The 15,794-nt window shown below is 43.7% G+C and carries 14 protein-coding genes and 1 pseudogene; all 15 read right to left on the bottom strand.

The genetic code is table 11. The features are described 5' to 3' along the window. Positions 1–907, bottom strand: a 907-nt coding sequence (locus K4H96_RS06335; protein ID WP_227956426.1) for an ABC transporter substrate-binding protein, incomplete at its 3' end; no start/stop codon positions are given. A gap of 17 nt (positions 908–924) precedes the next feature. Then, complete coding sequence (locus K4H96_RS06340) at positions 925–1,377, bottom strand: YhcH/YjgK/YiaL family protein (RefSeq protein WP_002894431.1); 453 nt, start codon at positions 1,375–1,377, stop codon at positions 925–927. Between the two features lie 23 nt (positions 1,378–1,400). After that, positions 1,401–2,534: an ABC transporter ATP-binding protein gene (locus tag K4H96_RS06345; protein WP_002894430.1), complete on the bottom strand. Its 1,134-nt coding sequence runs from the start codon at positions 2,532–2,534 to the stop codon at positions 1,401–1,403. Between the two features lie 13 nt (positions 2,535–2,547). Next, positions 2,548–3,246, bottom strand: a complete 699-nt coding sequence (locus K4H96_RS06350; RefSeq protein WP_223337834.1) for an N-acetylmannosamine-6-phosphate 2-epimerase — start codon at positions 3,244–3,246, stop codon at positions 2,548–2,550. A 375-nt stretch (positions 3,247–3,621) separates the two neighbouring features. Further along, positions 3,622–4,623, bottom strand: coding sequence for an acetylxylan esterase (locus K4H96_RS06355; protein ID WP_223337835.1), 1,002 nt, complete (start codon positions 4,621–4,623; stop codon positions 3,622–3,624). A 116-nt stretch (positions 4,624–4,739) separates the two neighbouring features. Then, positions 4,740–5,420 carry a DUF6796 family protein gene (locus K4H96_RS06360; RefSeq protein WP_223337836.1) on the bottom strand — a complete coding sequence of 227 codons (681 nt, stop codon included), beginning with the start codon at positions 5,418–5,420 and terminating at the stop codon, positions 4,740–4,742. 82 nt (positions 5,421–5,502) lie between these two features. Continuing rightward, positions 5,503–5,607, bottom strand: a pseudogene (locus K4H96_RS06365) (shikimate dehydrogenase); the annotation flags it as partial. Between the two features lie 81 nt (positions 5,608–5,688). Continuing rightward, the gene (gene adhE / locus K4H96_RS06370; protein WP_223337837.1) at positions 5,689–8,343 is read right to left on the bottom strand and encodes a bifunctional acetaldehyde-CoA/alcohol dehydrogenase; all 2,655 of its coding nucleotides are present in this window, start codon (positions 8,341–8,343) and stop codon (positions 5,689–5,691) included. Positions 8,344–8,646: 303 nt separating this feature from the next. Continuing rightward, positions 8,647–10,452: an acyltransferase family protein gene (locus K4H96_RS06375; RefSeq protein WP_317628011.1), complete on the bottom strand. Its 1,806-nt coding sequence runs from the start codon at positions 10,450–10,452 to the stop codon at positions 8,647–8,649. Beyond that, the gene (locus K4H96_RS06380) at positions 10,442–10,867 is read right to left on the bottom strand and encodes an MORN repeat-containing protein (protein ID WP_002907692.1); all 426 of its coding nucleotides are present in this window, start codon (positions 10,865–10,867) and stop codon (positions 10,442–10,444) included. Before K4H96_RS06380 ends, K4H96_RS06375 begins: the two co-directional genes overlap by 11 nt. Continuing rightward, complete coding sequence (locus tag K4H96_RS06385; protein WP_223337839.1) at positions 10,860–11,282, bottom strand: low molecular weight protein-tyrosine-phosphatase; 423 nt, start codon at positions 11,280–11,282, stop codon at positions 10,860–10,862. The genes K4H96_RS06380 and K4H96_RS06385 overlap by 8 nt, the downstream gene beginning before the upstream one ends. 275 nt (positions 11,283–11,557) lie before the next feature. Next, positions 11,558–12,127: a nucleotidyltransferase family protein gene (locus K4H96_RS06390; protein ID WP_223337840.1), complete on the bottom strand. Its 570-nt coding sequence runs from the start codon at positions 12,125–12,127 to the stop codon at positions 11,558–11,560. After that, entirely contained in the window at positions 12,124–13,122 is a 999-nt protein-coding gene (gene ruvB, locus K4H96_RS06395) for a Holliday junction branch migration DNA helicase RuvB (protein ID WP_223337841.1), read from the bottom strand. Before ruvB ends, K4H96_RS06390 begins: the two co-directional genes overlap by 4 nt. Positions 13,123–13,681: 559 nt before the next feature. After that, positions 13,682–14,728, bottom strand: a complete 1,047-nt coding sequence (locus K4H96_RS06400) for an aldose epimerase family protein (protein WP_223337842.1) — start codon at positions 14,726–14,728, stop codon at positions 13,682–13,684. 24 nt (positions 14,729–14,752) lie between these two features. Next, positions 14,753–15,790, bottom strand: a complete 1,038-nt coding sequence (gene lacD / locus K4H96_RS06405) for a tagatose-bisphosphate aldolase (RefSeq protein ID WP_223337843.1) — start codon at positions 15,788–15,790, stop codon at positions 14,753–14,755. Positions 15,791–15,794 lie beyond the last annotated feature (4 nt).

Raw genomic sequence — 15,794 nt, forward strand, 5'->3', positions numbered from 1 at the left:
TATCGACAACCAAATCGCCTTTTTTATAGTTGCCGCTGTCTTCCTTGAGTTCTTTGACCAGGACACCGTTGCGCTTGAAATAGTCAATCATATCAAAGGCTGTCTTACCTTGATAGAATAGGGTGGCTTGTTGTAATACATTATAATTGAGTGAATCTTTAGGAGAAACGTCCTTGTACATTTTCACCCAGTATTTGATTCCTTCTTGAGCCAAATCGCTAGTTAAATCAACCTTCTTATCCTTTGTTAACAGGCTTCCTCCTGCACTACGAACATAGAAATTCAGGAAACGAGTAGCCATAAAGTCATTCGTACCAAGCGGCACTGACATACCATAAACTCCATCAGCTGTTAATTTCTTAGATGCTTCATAAAGTTCATCCCAAGTTTTAGGTACTTCAATATTGTGTTGTTTTAATAAATCTGTTCGTACCCACATCACTTGCGCATGGGAATAAAGAGGAACAGAATAGTAATCACTGCCAATTTTTGCTTCATTCAGAGCTGTTTTATTGAAACGATCTTTTCCAATTTTGTCAATTGTATCATTCAATGGAACAATAGCATCTGAGTTAATCATTTCCATTACTTGGTTCGGCAAAGCTGTACTGACATCAGGTACGTTTCCGTTAGCAAGGCCTGTTGTCCATTTGGTGTAAAAGTCATTCCAAGAAAAAGTTTCAATTTTAATCTTAACTTTTGGATGCTTCTTCATAAATTCATCTGCAGATTTCTGGATACTTTCTAAACGAGGTCCCTGTGTAAATGAGTGCCACATAACGATTTCCCCAGATAATTCACCTGAATCATTTCCTTTACTATTTCCTCCACTTGGAGAACAACCACTGATTATCAGTGCAACAAGTCCTGTTAGAAGAACGAATAAAAATTTCTTTAGATTTTTCATAGTTTACCTCTTTCTATTTAAGAAATAGCTACTTTAAATACTACTTTTTTTAAGGGTAGATCATTTACACGAACTTTGGGCTGATGCAAATCCTCAGGGAATGTTATTAAACATTCTCCAGATTTCAAGTGAATAAGCTGCTCCACTTTTCCTTCATATAACTCAATATCCTTTTCCTTATTATAAGGTTGACTAACTGTTGTGCTTTTAACAGAAGAAACTGCCATATCTTCTGTATTTTCTAACACCAGATGGATATCAAGATATTTCCTATGAGTTTCAAAGAAATCTCCTGGTTGACCATCTGCTACATAACTAAAACAATTGCCAAATAATTTATCACCTTCAATATCTATCTTCCCTTCTGGAAGACTTCCCAAATCAACTGTTTTTAAAAAATTTATTAATCTTTCAAAATATGGATTTACTCCTACATAAGTTGATAGATTATTAATTTCCGTTACAATCATAATTAAAATTTCCTTATAAAATTTTATTTAATACGTGAACCGTTCTCTAATTCAAAGAAGTGTGCTTTCGCAATATTGAATACTAAGTTTATTTTCTGCCCTGCTTCATGGTAATTATGAGCAGCAACACGTGCAGAAAATTCCTGAACTCCTACTTTACAATAAAGGATAGAATCGCTTCCTAAAAGTTCAGAAACTATAATCTCTGCTTCAACAACAGAATCTGGGAAAGCATCAGCAGCTATCAACTCAGCTGAGATATCCTCTGGTCGAATGCCTAATATCACTTTCTTCCCTTGATAGCCTTTTTCTTCTAGGATTTTACGCTGACCGTCTGGAAGTCCAACAGCAAAGCCTTGTCCATCTGTAAGCTGATTGCCCTCTAAGTTCACTTCAAAGAAATTCATGGCTGGACTGCCGATAAAACCTGCCACAAATTTATTAGCTGGTTCGTTATAAAGTTCCTGAGGCGTACCGATTTGCTCAATTCGGCCGATAGTACCTGTTCCTGCTTCGTTCTTAGTAGCTGACATGATAACGATGCGGTCAGCCAAGGTCATGGCCTCGGTCTGGTCGTGGGTTACATAGATTGTCGTCGCTCCGATACGGCGGTGAATTTTTGCGATTTCTGCCCGCATGGACACGCGCAGTTTAGCATCCAAGTTAGATAAAGGCTCATCCATGAGGAAGACTTTGGCATCACGGACAATCGCCCGCCCCATAGCTACCCGCTGACGCTGACCACCAGACAAGTCGGCTGGTTTACGATCCAGCAACTCTTTCAGCCCAAGGATTTCCGCTGCTTCCTGAACCCTTTTATCAATATCAGCCTTATCATACTTGCGAAGCTTGAGTCCGAATGCCATATTGTCATAAACAGTCATGTGAGGATAAAGGGCATAATTTTGGAAAACCATGGCGATATCCCGATCTTTAGGAGCAATGTCATTGACAAGATTTTGATCAATATAGAGCTCCCCTTCTGTGATATCCTCAAGTCCTGCAATCATCCGCAAGGTTGTTGATTTCCCGCAACCGGAAGGGCCTACAAAAACGATAAACTCCTTATCCTTAATATCCAAATCAAAATTTTCAACAGAGTAAAAATCACTATTAGGATATTTTTTATATAGTTTATTTAGTGTTAAGGTTGTCATTCATCTACCTCACTTATTTTAATCCTGCAACAAAGCGCTCTGTAATTTCTTTAGGGCGAGTAATGGCTCCGCCGACAACGATGCCTCTTACACCCAAATCATGTATCTGCTTGGCTTGACTCGGATAGTGAATCTTTCCTTCAGCGATGACATCAAAGCCTGCTTGGCACAAGCGGCGGATAAGCTCAATGTCTGGTCCGTCAACCTTAGGGCTGTAGGAAGTGTAGCCCGATAAGGTCGTGCCGACAAAGTCTACACCAGCTTCTACAGCAGCAGCGGCTTCCTCATAGGTGCTGATATCTGCCATCAATAGCTGATGGGGATACTTGGCCTTGATCTGCTTGATGAAATCCGCAATTGTCAGGCCATCATGGCGCTCCCGCTTGGTACAGTCCAGAGCAATGACTTCAATATCTAGAGCAGCCAACTCATCCACTTCCCGCATGGTAGCCGTGATAAAAGGCTCTTGTGGCGGATAGTCGCGTTTGATAATTCCGATGATAGGCAGAGAAGTTACTTCCTTAATCTCCCGAATATCGCGAACGCTATTAGCTCGAATACCTACAGCACCGCCCTGCTCAGCTGCCTTGACCAAGAGAGGAATCACTCCTCCAGCTTCCGTATAAAGCGGCTCCTGGGGCAAGGCTTGACAGGAAACAATGATGCCGTCTTTAATCTTAGCTATCAAGTCATCTTTTAAAATCTGTGACATGAATATACAATCTCCTTTCGTAAGACATCGGTCTGATCAGATAGTCTAACAACTACCTAGGACCTCAGGTGGAGCAGAGAAGAAGGCGCAAACAAATATTTTTACGTCCTTATCCTAGACTCCATTTTTTAACTCGAGTATTTCATAATGTTATTATAAATAATTTTTAAAGCGCTTTCAATATTGTTTGAGATTTAGATTATAGTTTCCGAATTTTCCAGAAAAACAGAAATTCCTGAAAGTACTTTCAGGATTCCTTTTGTAGAAAAGTCAATGAAAGAGCAAGCAAACTTCTAAAAAGGTTCTCACTTTCTATACTCCCTCAGGCAAGTAAAAAGGGCTAGGCAAAGGCCTAGCCCCAAAGGGGGACAAATATTATCTCTCGGATTTAAAATCCGAAATGAGAGAAAGTCTTTTTATTTTGGTTCCGCAGAGCCAGTTAAAGACAGTATCGCTGACACGGACATTCATAGCCTCATGCCCATACTCAGGCAGAAGATGATACTCCTTTTCTCCAGCCAAGCGGTTATAAATGGCAAATTGTGTGATAGGATAGCAAACATCATCCTCCAGACCAATAATCATCTGCACTGGACAGCTAATACTATGGGCCAGATTTTTCACGTCAATATAAGCAAGTGTCTGCAACAACTGCTCTTCTGTCTCATGAAAAGGATCATGGAATTTGAAATAACGAAAGAGCTCATCATAGGCTTCACTGGTATTGCCAATCTCCAAAACCCGTCTAAAGTCAGCAAGGAAGGGATAGATGGCTACAGTCTGCTTAATCCGAGAATTTAAAGCAGCTGCTACCAAGGCCAAGGCTCCGCCCTGTGAACCGCCAAAACTAGACAAACGGTTTTCATCCACGAAGTCCAAACCAGCCACTAGTTCGACCAAGGTGTAAACATCCAGATAGACATCCTTGAAAAAAAGCTGATCCGGTCCATCCAGAGCCCCGCGGATAATATGTCCTTTAACAGTATTGCCGCGGACTTCTCTATCACCATCCAGTGAATATCCTGACTGACCACGAACATCCATCGACACCACACCCCAGCCCGCTGCCGTATAGGCCAGCATATCAGCCCAATCCCAGCCCTGCCCCATATAACCATGAAAATGAAACAATACCGGAACTTTTTCTGATAACTTCGGCACAACTAGCTTAGCGTAGATTTGTCCACCGCTTCCAGACTTGAAGGTTAGCTCATAGCAAGTCGCATATGCAATTTGAAAATCTTTTTCCAGCAACTGGTAGTCCTGAGGCACTTCCACCTCCGCCACTTGTTTATTCCAAAAGGTATCAAAATCGTCGGGCATTTCATCTCTTCCGCGATAATCTAACATTTCTTTAAGTAAAGTAGGGTTTTTCATGTCTTATCCTCCCAACGATTCTTGAAACCTCTTTCATCATACCATAGAAAGAGGAAATATTCAATAGGTTAATATACAGATTTTCTGTTTTTTCTGAAATTTTACCGATTCGCCGCCTAAGAACCTATATGAAGCAGGAGCAGTAAATAGAACAAACTAAATCCTATGTTTAGGCCAGCTCCGTTAAGGTAGGGGCGTCCGATTCTCAGCTTTTCTATCAGTAAGATAGTCAACAGACTGAGCGGTAAAGGAGTCAGTAGCCCCAGATAAGCAGGCAATATTGTCTGACCGGTAACTATTAGCAGCGAGTAAACGAGCCAGCCTAGACCTGTCAGAACGATAGCTGTCCGCCAGGTTATATCTAGAAAGAGGACTGCTTCATTGATAAGCCTGCTATCTTCGTCTGAGCAGACCAGTCCGCTGCTTCGTTTATAAGCCTTTTTGCTAATGATCCCAACGTAGTAAAAGGCCACATGTGCCACCGGCGACAGAGCAAATCCAATTCCTAACAAGGCAATTGACAGATAGGCCCACAGGCCCTTATTTGTCAAACCAAAGAGAGCATAAAGCGAGACTAACATAAGAGGGATTGAGAAGTTAGCCACCAGAGCGCCCAGACGCAGCCGACCGACAGAGCCAGACAGCATCAGCATAGCCAGATTCTTATTGCCAATCCGACTCTGCTCCGTAAAAGAAGCATAACTTTCCTTATCTACCTCAAAGCCAACCAGCAGAATATCCCCCAATAACCAGCAAAGACCACTCAGCAGCCCAGCCCATAAAGATAAAAAAATCACATTACTCTCCTTTTTTCCATTGTCCCCTTATCTTAGCACAAAAGCTCACTCAATCACAAGTAGTCAGAAGGTTTACGACTTTTTACCCTAGCAAGCTCCTTTCCTTAAGAAACCTAGCACTCACGTCACTGCGTTCCTCAGCATCCATGTCTCTAAGCTCAGCTTCGACCGACGGTCTTGCCTCGCTAAGACACATAGAAAAATCCCCTACCAAAGGGTAGGGGATGACCGACAGACTGTCTTATTTTTTATTGAGGAAGCTGCTCGTTTATTTGCGGCGTCCTGGACGTTCTTTGTAACCGTAGTAAGAATCTTCGATGATTTCTTGCATATGGTCAACCATTGGAAGGCGTGGGTTAGCTGGCGAACATTGATCTTCATAAGCAAGGAAAGCCAATTCACGAGAATGTTTCTTCCATTCTTTTTCATCAATTCCTTGAGCCTTGAAGTTCATTTGGATACCAACGCGCTCACCAAGTTCGTAGACAGCTTTCGCAAATGATTCAACACCTTCTTCTGGAGTAGAAGCTGGCAAGCCAAGCATACGAGCGATGTCTTGGTATTTCTCATCCGCACGGTAGTAGTTGTACTTAGGCCATGTCGCTGTCTTAGCTGGACGTGTACCGTTGTAGCGGATTACATATGGCAGCAAGATCGCATTAGTACGACCGTGGATCGTATGGAACTGAGCACCAATCTTATGGGCCATAGAGTGGGAAATTCCCAGGAAGGCATTGGCAAAGGCCATACCAGCGATAGTAGAGGCATTGTGCATCTTTTCGCGAGAGTGGAAGTCAGCGTTCTTAACAGAGCTTTCCAGATTTTCAAAGACTAGTTTGATCGCTTGGAGAGCCAAACCATCTGTAAAGTCGCTTGCCATCTGAGATACATAAGCTTCTGTTGCGTGGGTCAGCACGTCCATACCAGTGTCTGCTGCAACAAATCCTGGAACAGTCAGTACCAGAGCTGGGTCTACGATGGCTACAGTTGGAGTCAGAGAGTAGTCAGCGATTGGGTACTTACGGTTGTTAGCCTTGTCAGAGATAACGGCAAACGGTGTTACTTCTGAACCTGTACCAGATGTTGTAGGGATTGCGATAAACTTAGTCTTCTTACCAAGCAACGGGAATTTGAAGGCACGTTTACGGATATCCATGAATTTTTGCACAAGATCACGGAAGTCCACTTCTGGTTGCTCATAGAAGAGCCACATTACTTTAGCTGCGTCCATTGGTGAACCACCACCAAGCGCGATGATTGTATCAGGTTTGAAGGTACGCATAATCTCTGTACCACGTTCAACTGTAGTGATATCTGGATCTGGTTCTACGTCTGCAAAGATTTGGTAAACAACCTTATTACGACGAAGATCAAGTTGTTCGATGATACGATCTAGGAAACCAAGCTCTACCATAGCATGGTCTGTAACGATCATGACACGTTCCACATCACGACATTTTTGCAGGTATTGGATAGAGTCACGCTCGAAGTAAGTTTTTGAAGGGAGTTTCATCCATTGCATATTATTTCTACGTCTTCCTACTTTTTTGATGTTCAAGAGATTCACAGCACTAACGTTATCACCAACTGAGTTGCGACCATAAGATCCACAGCCCAGAGTCAGTGATGGCAGAAAGGCATTATAAACATCTCCGATACCGCCGAAAGTAGAAGGTGAGTTGCAAATAACACGGATGGCACGAACAGCCTTACCAAATTCCTTAGTCAACTCTTCATCCGCTGTATGGATAGCAGCTGAGTGACCAAGACCATGGAATTCTACCATTTGACGGGCTTTTTCAACACCGTCTTCACGAGATTCAGACTTGAGCACAGCGATGACAGGTGACAGTTTTTCACGTGTCAATGGCTCTTTTTCACCAACTTCTTTACACTCTGCAGCCAAGATATTCGTATCTTCTGGCACGCTGAAGCCTGCCTGCTCTGCAATCCAAGTAGCTGGCTTACCAACGATATCCGGATTAAGCTTAGCACCAGCACAGTTCTTGCTGTTTGCCTTAGCACCGAAGCAGAATTCTTCCAACAGAGCTTTTTCTTTCTTATTTACAAAGTAAGTATGGTAAGATTTGAACTCTTCTACAAATTCATCATAAACTTCCTTGTCAATGATAACGGCTTGCTCAGAGGCACAGACCATACCATTGTCAAAAGACTTAGACATAACGATATCGTGCGCTGCTTGACGAATATTAGCTGATTTTTCCACATAAGCTGGTACGTTTCCGGCACCAACCCCAAGGGCTGGTTTTCCGCATGAATAGGCAGCCTTCACCATTGCATTACCACCGGTCGCAAGGATAGTCGCAATCCCTTCGTGGTTCATAAGTGCAGAAGTTGCTTCCATAGATGGTTGTGTAATCCATTGCACACAGTTTTCAGGCGCACCTGCTGCAATCGCTGCATCACGAACGATTTGTGCTGCATGGGCAGAAGATTCTTGAGCAGATGGGTGGAAAGCAAAGATAATCGGATTACGTGTTTTTAAGGAAATCAAAGCCTTAAAAATAGCTGTTGAAGTTGGGTTAGTTGTTGGAGTAATTCCGCAGACAACACCCACTGGCTCCGCAATCAAGGTTAAACCAGTCACATCATCTTCCTGAATAACGCCGACAGTTTTCGTATGGCGCATATTATTCACAACGTGCTCACAGGCGAAAAGGTTTTTAGTTGCCTTATCTTCAAAAACTCCGCGACCCGTTTCTTCATAAGCATGCAGAGCCAACTCACCATGGGCATCCAAAGCTGCTACAGAGGCCTTGGCTACGATGTAGTCCACCTGTTCCTGATTCAGCTTTCTCATTTCCTCGAGTGCAACCAGACCTTTTTGCACCAATTCGTCGACATGCTTTTGCGCTGCCAAAGCCTTGTCTTCTTGTTCTACCGTTTTCTTCTTTTCAGCCATTCTATTCCTCCAATGGTTTTGCCTTAGGTTAGACGAAGAACCCTAACCTTTGTTAAACATTTCACAATTCAATTATAACCCATTTAATGATTTTTGTAAACACTTTCACTTAACATTCACAAACTTTTCTCTATTAATTTGTGAAACAAGTAACAAATTTACTGATTTTACAGCCTATTCTTTTAGTTTTTGTGAAAAAATTTTTTATTTTTTAGAGATTTCACATACTTTTACTTTCACATAATATATGAAAGCGCTTTCTTTGTTTAAATATAAAAAGCTCGGACGAACCGAGCTGATCATTTATGGTTTCACATTGCCAGAATTTGCTTCATCTATGGCTTGCTTAATGGTATTGGCATAGAGAGTTCCTCCCTCAATGATGGACTCTGAGTTCGAGCCAAAGTGGACATAGTCTGTCCCTTCCCAAATCTGCGGATTTTCGATAGCAGTTTGATGCCAGTCAGCCACAAAGACATAGTCGTACTTTTTGGCTAATTCTAGCTCATACTCCCGCTGCTGGGCTAAAACACCGCCCTCTGAGCGACCGTCATAAGGAGTCACGAGGATCAGTTGATGCCCCTTAGGTAGGCTGGAAACATATTCATCCAAAAGTTCATTCGAGTAACCAGACGAATTGGTCCCGAGAGCCAGGACAACCTGCTTCTTCAGCACCCTATTAGCAATATCTGTCTTATAGACCTCCAAACCTGTGCTCAGACTACGGCTAACAACAGTGTCTAGCTCGATTCCTGGTAAAATCTGCTGCAATTGTTCGCTTGAGCGTAGGGCAACGGAGTCACCAATCATGGTAATCCCGTCCGCCACATTGTACTCAGTCGCCTTGGACTGATCAACTTGACTCCGAGTTGTCTGCATCTTTGTATCTGCTTGATTCAGAGCATTGACAATCAAACTTTCCTCAAAAGCTCCGACCTTTGGTGCTGTCACCGAGATAAAGAACATAATCAAAGTCAGCGGAATCATGCTGTAAAAGATTGGTCTGGTAAGAGACGATAGGTTCATCTTGGTTCCCATGATAACCGGCTGACGACCAGCCAGAGTTGGCTCCAAGATATAGAAAGACAAAGCTGCAAAAGTAAGAGACAGCAGCGTGGTCAAGAGAACAGCCAAGCCGTTACTCATCAGCTGGGTAAAGATAATATAGAATGGCCAGTGGAAGAGATAAACACCATAGCTGGTATCCGCGATAAAGTTGATAAGGCTAGGCTCCTTCACATCAGGGAGCTTGTCATGCAACATCCTAGCAGCAAAAATCATCAGACAAGCCAAGATAGTTGAAATCAAGAATCCTACCAGGTAGGTCCAAAGATTGTCAAACTTGAGTAGGAAGCTGAGCAAAAGCAAAACAGCTGCGCTGCCCCCCATAATTCCTAGCACTTGCTTGAGAGCCAGCTTTTGCTCCAGCATTTTAAAGCGATTGCTAACATGGCCGACACCAGACAAGGTTGCTAAGATGCTTCCTGCAAAGAAAGGAAAGACGTGGGTCAAACTTGAGAAATAGATATCAGAGAAATTCTTAGTGGTCAAAGCGCCAGCAAACATTGATACAAAGCTGAGCAAAAAGAGACCTGCAGAGACTAGCGCAATCATACCGCGATAGCGGGCTGTTGACTTGGCAACCTTGCCCAAGCCCCAAGCAGCCAAGCCCCAAAGAACATAATAGTGCACTTCTAAAGCCAGACTCCAAGTATGGATCAGGATATGCGGCACAAACTGACTCTCATAACTGCCACCAGATAGCATTTCATAAAAGTTGGTCACAAAGCCCAAAGCAGCCGCAATCTGCGTCCCAATCCCAGCCACAAAATCCTTACGAATTAAGAAAGTAAAGGGCATAACGACCAAAATCATAAAGACCAGAGGCGGTACAATCCGATAAAAACGCCGTTTGAAAAAGCCTTGGATATCGATTTCTTTCTTCTTAGCAAACTCGTCAATAAGCAGAGCAGTAATCAAGAAGCCAGAAAAGGTAAAGAAGATATCCACGCCAATAAAACCGCCAGGGAAAACGCCCTGGAAGTAATGATAAAGCAGAACTAGAAGCAGCCCCGTGATTCTGACGAGCGAAAACCATTTAATGCGCATTTTGATAAATTCCTTGTTTAAACGTTCCTTCATAAACGACATTGCCTTCTGTCGTTAGCTTTCCTTGTCCATCGGCCTGACCCTTGCTGAAGTCCCCTTCGTATTTCCAGCCAGCCTGCGAGGTAAAGGTCCCTTTGCCGTCAAAAATGCCATTGCGAAATTGACCGCTATAACTGTCCCCATTTTGAAAAGTCATAGTCCCCTGACCGTTCATCTTCCCGCGAACCAAGGTTCCGTCATACTTGATCTTGCCCTGATCCAGCGTTAAAACGCCCTTACCAGGAATCCCCGAAGTAAAGACCAGAATAGCTGACAGCACAATGACCGTTACAGCCAAGAGTTCTAAATTCTGCCGGGTCAGATAGACCTTGTATTTATCGTAAAATTCTTTTACTTTATCCATATTCCTATCCATCCAAACGCTCTAGCCACTTCTTGCAGCCAGCTAAGACCAAATCATAGGTTTGGTCAAAATCTCCTGTGTACCAAGGATCTGGCACACTTTCTTCTTCAAACTGATAAATTTTATGCTGAAAATCCTCAGGCGCCATCCGCTTCAAATCTCGGACATTGCTTTCATCCATACCAATGATGTAGTCAAAATCCGCAAAATCTGCTGCCGAAATCTGCTGAGAAGTCTTGTTCCTATCATAAGCAATGGCATATTTCTTAAAAATAGCCTGTGTTCCCCGATGAATGGGATTGCCATGCTCCCAGCTTGAAGTTGCCCGGCTCTCGATTTTCAGTTGGTCTGTTAAACTCTTCATGACAAACTCTGCCATCGGACTACGGCAGATATTGCCCAAACATACAAATACAATTTTCTTCATACAATACCTCGCTATCTATTATAACAAAATAATGGCAAAAATTAGCTCTGAATCGTTTACAGTTTCCTGATTCTCGTTGAAAACTGGCAAGCCCTGCCCCTCTCATGTCTGAAAATAGCAAAAAACCACCGTTTGGTGGCTTTTTGTAGGGAGATTATTTTTTAAAAAGAAAAAAGTTTTAGGAGTTAAGTTAATTTCTTAACTTGCTTATAGTATAATATCCATTTCTTAAAACTTCCTTAAAATAACTTAAACATTTTACTCTTAGCTTATACCTATTTATCAGGATAGTGATATTCCAGCTGGGACCAGCGTTTCTGCCAATTCTTCTTAACCAAGCGCTCAGCATAGACACGCTGGCGCTCCTTATTTTCAAGAAAATGAGGAGTCGGTCTAACCTGAAAGTTTAAGATATCCTCCAAACCATAGGAAGCAAAAAGTTCCAGTTTGTCATTTTCCGGCAAGCGCAGTCCGATAGCCGTGCAGCGCTCAGGATACTTACTCATGGCTTCGCAAGCATTTTTATAAGGCGCCGTTCCAGGACTATGGCGGTGCATATAGGCTTGATTTCTCAACTCCCATCGATACTGTGGCCAGTCTGCCTTGAGCTTGCCTTCCAGCTCTATCGTCTCTGCCTCAGCATAACTCGGATCAAAGAAAATGACATCTACATCCGTCTCTGAGTCAAAACCTGGTCGCTCTAACAGCATATTCCAGATAAAATTCCTCAAACATCCAGCTGCTAACCAAGAATCCTTGAGCTCCAGACTGCGAATAATTTCCAAAATTGCTCGGATGTCTGGATCTTGACCTAATCGGTCTAAAATCTCCTTTTCTGTCATCATTCCTTCATATACTCATATCCTAAATGCTCATAGGCTTTGCGGGTAGCCACGCGCCCAGTCCGTGTCCGCATGACAAAGCCTTTCTGAATCAGGTAAGGCTCATACATATCCTCTACTGTTTCACGCTCCTCAGCAATATTGACTGAGAGGGTTCCAAGCCCTACCGGACCGCCACCGTAGACCTCAATCATAGTCTTCAAAATCTTCTGGTCCACATAGTCCAGACCTTCCTGGTCCACATCCAGCATAGAGAGAGCCTGGTCGGTTATCTTATCATCAATCAGGCCATTGCCTATAATCTGCGCGTAGTCCCGCACCCGCTTGAGCAAACGGTTGGCAATCCGCGGTGTGCCTCGGCTACGCAGAGCCAGCTCCTTCGCAGCCTCGTGAGTAATATCCATCTCAAAAATCTCTGCCGTCCGCTCGACGATTTCCGTCAAGTCACCAGCTTCATAATACTCCATGTGACCGGTAATCCCAAAGCGAGCCCGCAGAGGATTGGACAGCATGCCCGCCCGAGTGGTCGCCCCAATCAGGGTGAATGGCGGCAAATCCAGATGGACGCTGCGACTGGTCTCACCTGAGCCAATCATAATATCGATATAAAAGTCTTCCATGGCACTGTACAGCACTTCCTCTACTGCCATTGGCAAGCGGTGAATCTCATCTATAAAGAGGACATCCCCCGGTTCAAGGTCATTTAAGATCGCAACCAAATCACCAGACTTCTCAATCACCGGACCAGAAGTCTGCTTGAGATTTACGCCTAGTTCATTGGCAATGACAAAGGCCATGGTCGTCTTCCCCAGACCTGGAGGACCAAAAAGCAGGGTGTGGTCCAGCGCCTCATCCCTTAGCTTAGCCGCTTCAATAAAAATCTTCAGTTGGTCCTTGACCTTGTCCTGACCGATATACTCCTGTAAATACTGGGGACGCAAGGTGCGCTCCACTAATTCCTCATCACCCATTAATTCATTATCTAAAATTCTACTCATAGAACTATTATAGCAGAAAATAAGGCAGAGGAAGCAAATCTAATTCGCGTCTGAACACAAAAAAAGACCACCGGATTGGGTGGCCTTTATGGGAGATTATTATGAAAAAGTTTAGGATTTCTATCAAATAAAGTTAGGAGGTCTTCATTTGATACTCATAGTATACTGCCCCTAACTTAAAGAAACCTTAACTTTGTATAACGTATCCTTTAAAATTTAACATTTGAGTTACAATCCGATAAACATCCTGTCTTATTCTAAAATTTGAGCAAAAAAAGACCACCGGATTGGGTGGCCTTTATGGGAGATTATTATGAAAAAGTTTAGGATTATCAAACAAAGTTAGGGGGCTTCATTTGATAAAAATAAGTATAGCAGCCTTAGCTTAAGAAAAACTTAAAGTAAAATTCAGTTAGCAAAAAAGATTTTGCTTTTGATTGTGGAGGCTTTTTACTTGCTTAAATTAGCTACTTATGGAAACATAGTCTCTGAAAACTGGACAAAGAAAAACGGCAGAAGGAGGTACTGCCGTTTTCTGTGCTCTTTCGCGATTGTTTCTTTATAAAGTTGCTTTTACATCAGCAAAATACACTGTCCTGCTGGTAAAAATCTGACCGGCCTTGAGAATGACATCTGACTGCTGGCTACTGTGAATGGCATCCGGCAGGGCCTGAGCTTCCAGAGCCAAGCCATTATGCTGAATCATAGGCTGTCCGTCAAACCGAATAGAATCATCCACGCAATTCGCTGAATAAATCACGAGGCAGGGAGCCTGAGTCTGAATGGTCAGGCGGCGGCCCGATGCTGGATGATAGAGCGTGCCTGCCTGGTCTCGGCTTGGTTTTAACGCAAAGGGATGATCCAAGCCAGATACCAGCTGGATTTGCTCGTCAAGCGCATCGAAAATTTCTTTAAGGGCAGCGCCCTTGGTCAGCTTCTTGACAAAGTCGCGCTCTGCATCAGCCTTTTTTTCAGGAAGGCCGTCAGCTGCGATAGGATAAACACCATCAGTATTGAGCTGTAGGATATGATCATCAATGGGCTGATTGAAACGACCAGACAGGTTGAAATAGCTGTGGTTGGTCGGATTGACCAAGGTATCCTGATCTGTCTGCACTTGATAGGAGATTTCCAGCTCGCCCTTCTCTGTCAGGGTATAGGAAACCCAGATTTTCAGATTACCAGGAAAACCGCCAGTTCCGTCAGTCCGCTCTGTATAAAAGGTAAGTCCGTCATTACTGACTTCCTCTACTTCAAAAACGCTACTGTCCCAGCCGCTGGAGCCACTATGGTTGCAGTTTGGGCCATTATTTGCCTCTAGCTGAAAGGTCTGGCCATTCAGCTCAAAAGTTGCACTGGCAATACGTCCAGCGACTGGACCAATACTGGCTCCGTGCTTAGGACTGTTCCCAATATAATCCTCAAACTGATCAAAGCCAACGACGATATTGTCAAAGTGATTATTTTTATCAGGAGTGATATACTGGATGACGGTCGCTCCGTAGTTCATGACTGTCAGACGATAGCCTCGATCGTTTTCAAAAGTATAAGCCAGAATCTCCTGACCTCCCAGCTTCCCAAAAATGGATTCTCGGTAAGATTTCATATCAAACCTCTTTTATCTATCCTATTAAAAATCACGAACTTGCCAAGTCCTGTCTTCAAAAGGCAGGTCAAGCTTGTCCGCCCAAGACACAGCTGTTTGGCGCAAGACTTGATTAAGATCCTCGATATTCTGACGACCTGTCTCGTCCAGCCATACTTGAGCTGCTGCAGCTCCCTCTTGGGCAAAGACAGAAACTGCATCCTTCCAGGTAGCTCGTCCGCACAGAACTCCGTTAAACTGTGAGCCCGCTTCATGGGCTAGTCGCAGCGTTTCTTGGAAAAGCTCGGCACTGACACCAGCGCTGAGGAAGATGAAAGGTAAGTGTGTCGCATCTGACTGTTCTTTAAAGAAATCTCGGGCTTCCGTCACGCTGTAGACTGGCTCAACTCCTTCTTTGGTGAAACCCTCGACAAAGTTCATATTGACCGGCACTTCAACCTTTAAGACGTCTACATGATAACGGGGATCTGAAAAGAGCTTGACTGCCTCATTGACCTTGTGCGGCTTAAGCTTGGCATAGTTAGCGTCCAAAACACTGTCACTCTTAGCATCATAGGTCAGAATCTCCAGAAAATAGGGAATATCCTCAGCTAAGCATTCACTGCCCACGCGCTCAACCCAGGCCTGCTTGATATCGTTGATTTCTGGTTTGTCGTCCACATCATAGTAAATCAAGACCTTGACGGCATCTGCGCCCATGTCTCGGATGCGACTAGCTGACCAGTTAGGCAGCAAGTCCGGCAGGCGGCCCTCGGCTGTCGCATCATAGCCAGTCTTTTCATAGGCTACTATCAGCCCACAGGACGCATCCCGCAGCTCAGCTGCCGGCAGACCGAACTCCGGATCCAGCAGGATAGAGCTGGCATAGGGCGTCAGCTGACTAGAGATTAATTCTTTAAACTGAACCAGAGCTTGGTCACCAGAAGGCGAGTGTTCTCCGCTGGCCAGCATTTTCTTGAGCGATCCACGTTGGTCAATGGCCAAAGCCCCGATAATCCCCTGTTCATCTGATAGTTTTTTCAAATGGCTCACTTTTTTGTGGCTGATTTGTAATTTCTCCATAACT

This window comes from Streptococcus sanguinis (assembly GCF_020729765.1).
GTDB classification, from domain to species: domain Bacteria; phylum Bacillota; class Bacilli; order Lactobacillales; family Streptococcaceae; genus Streptococcus; species Streptococcus sanguinis_Q.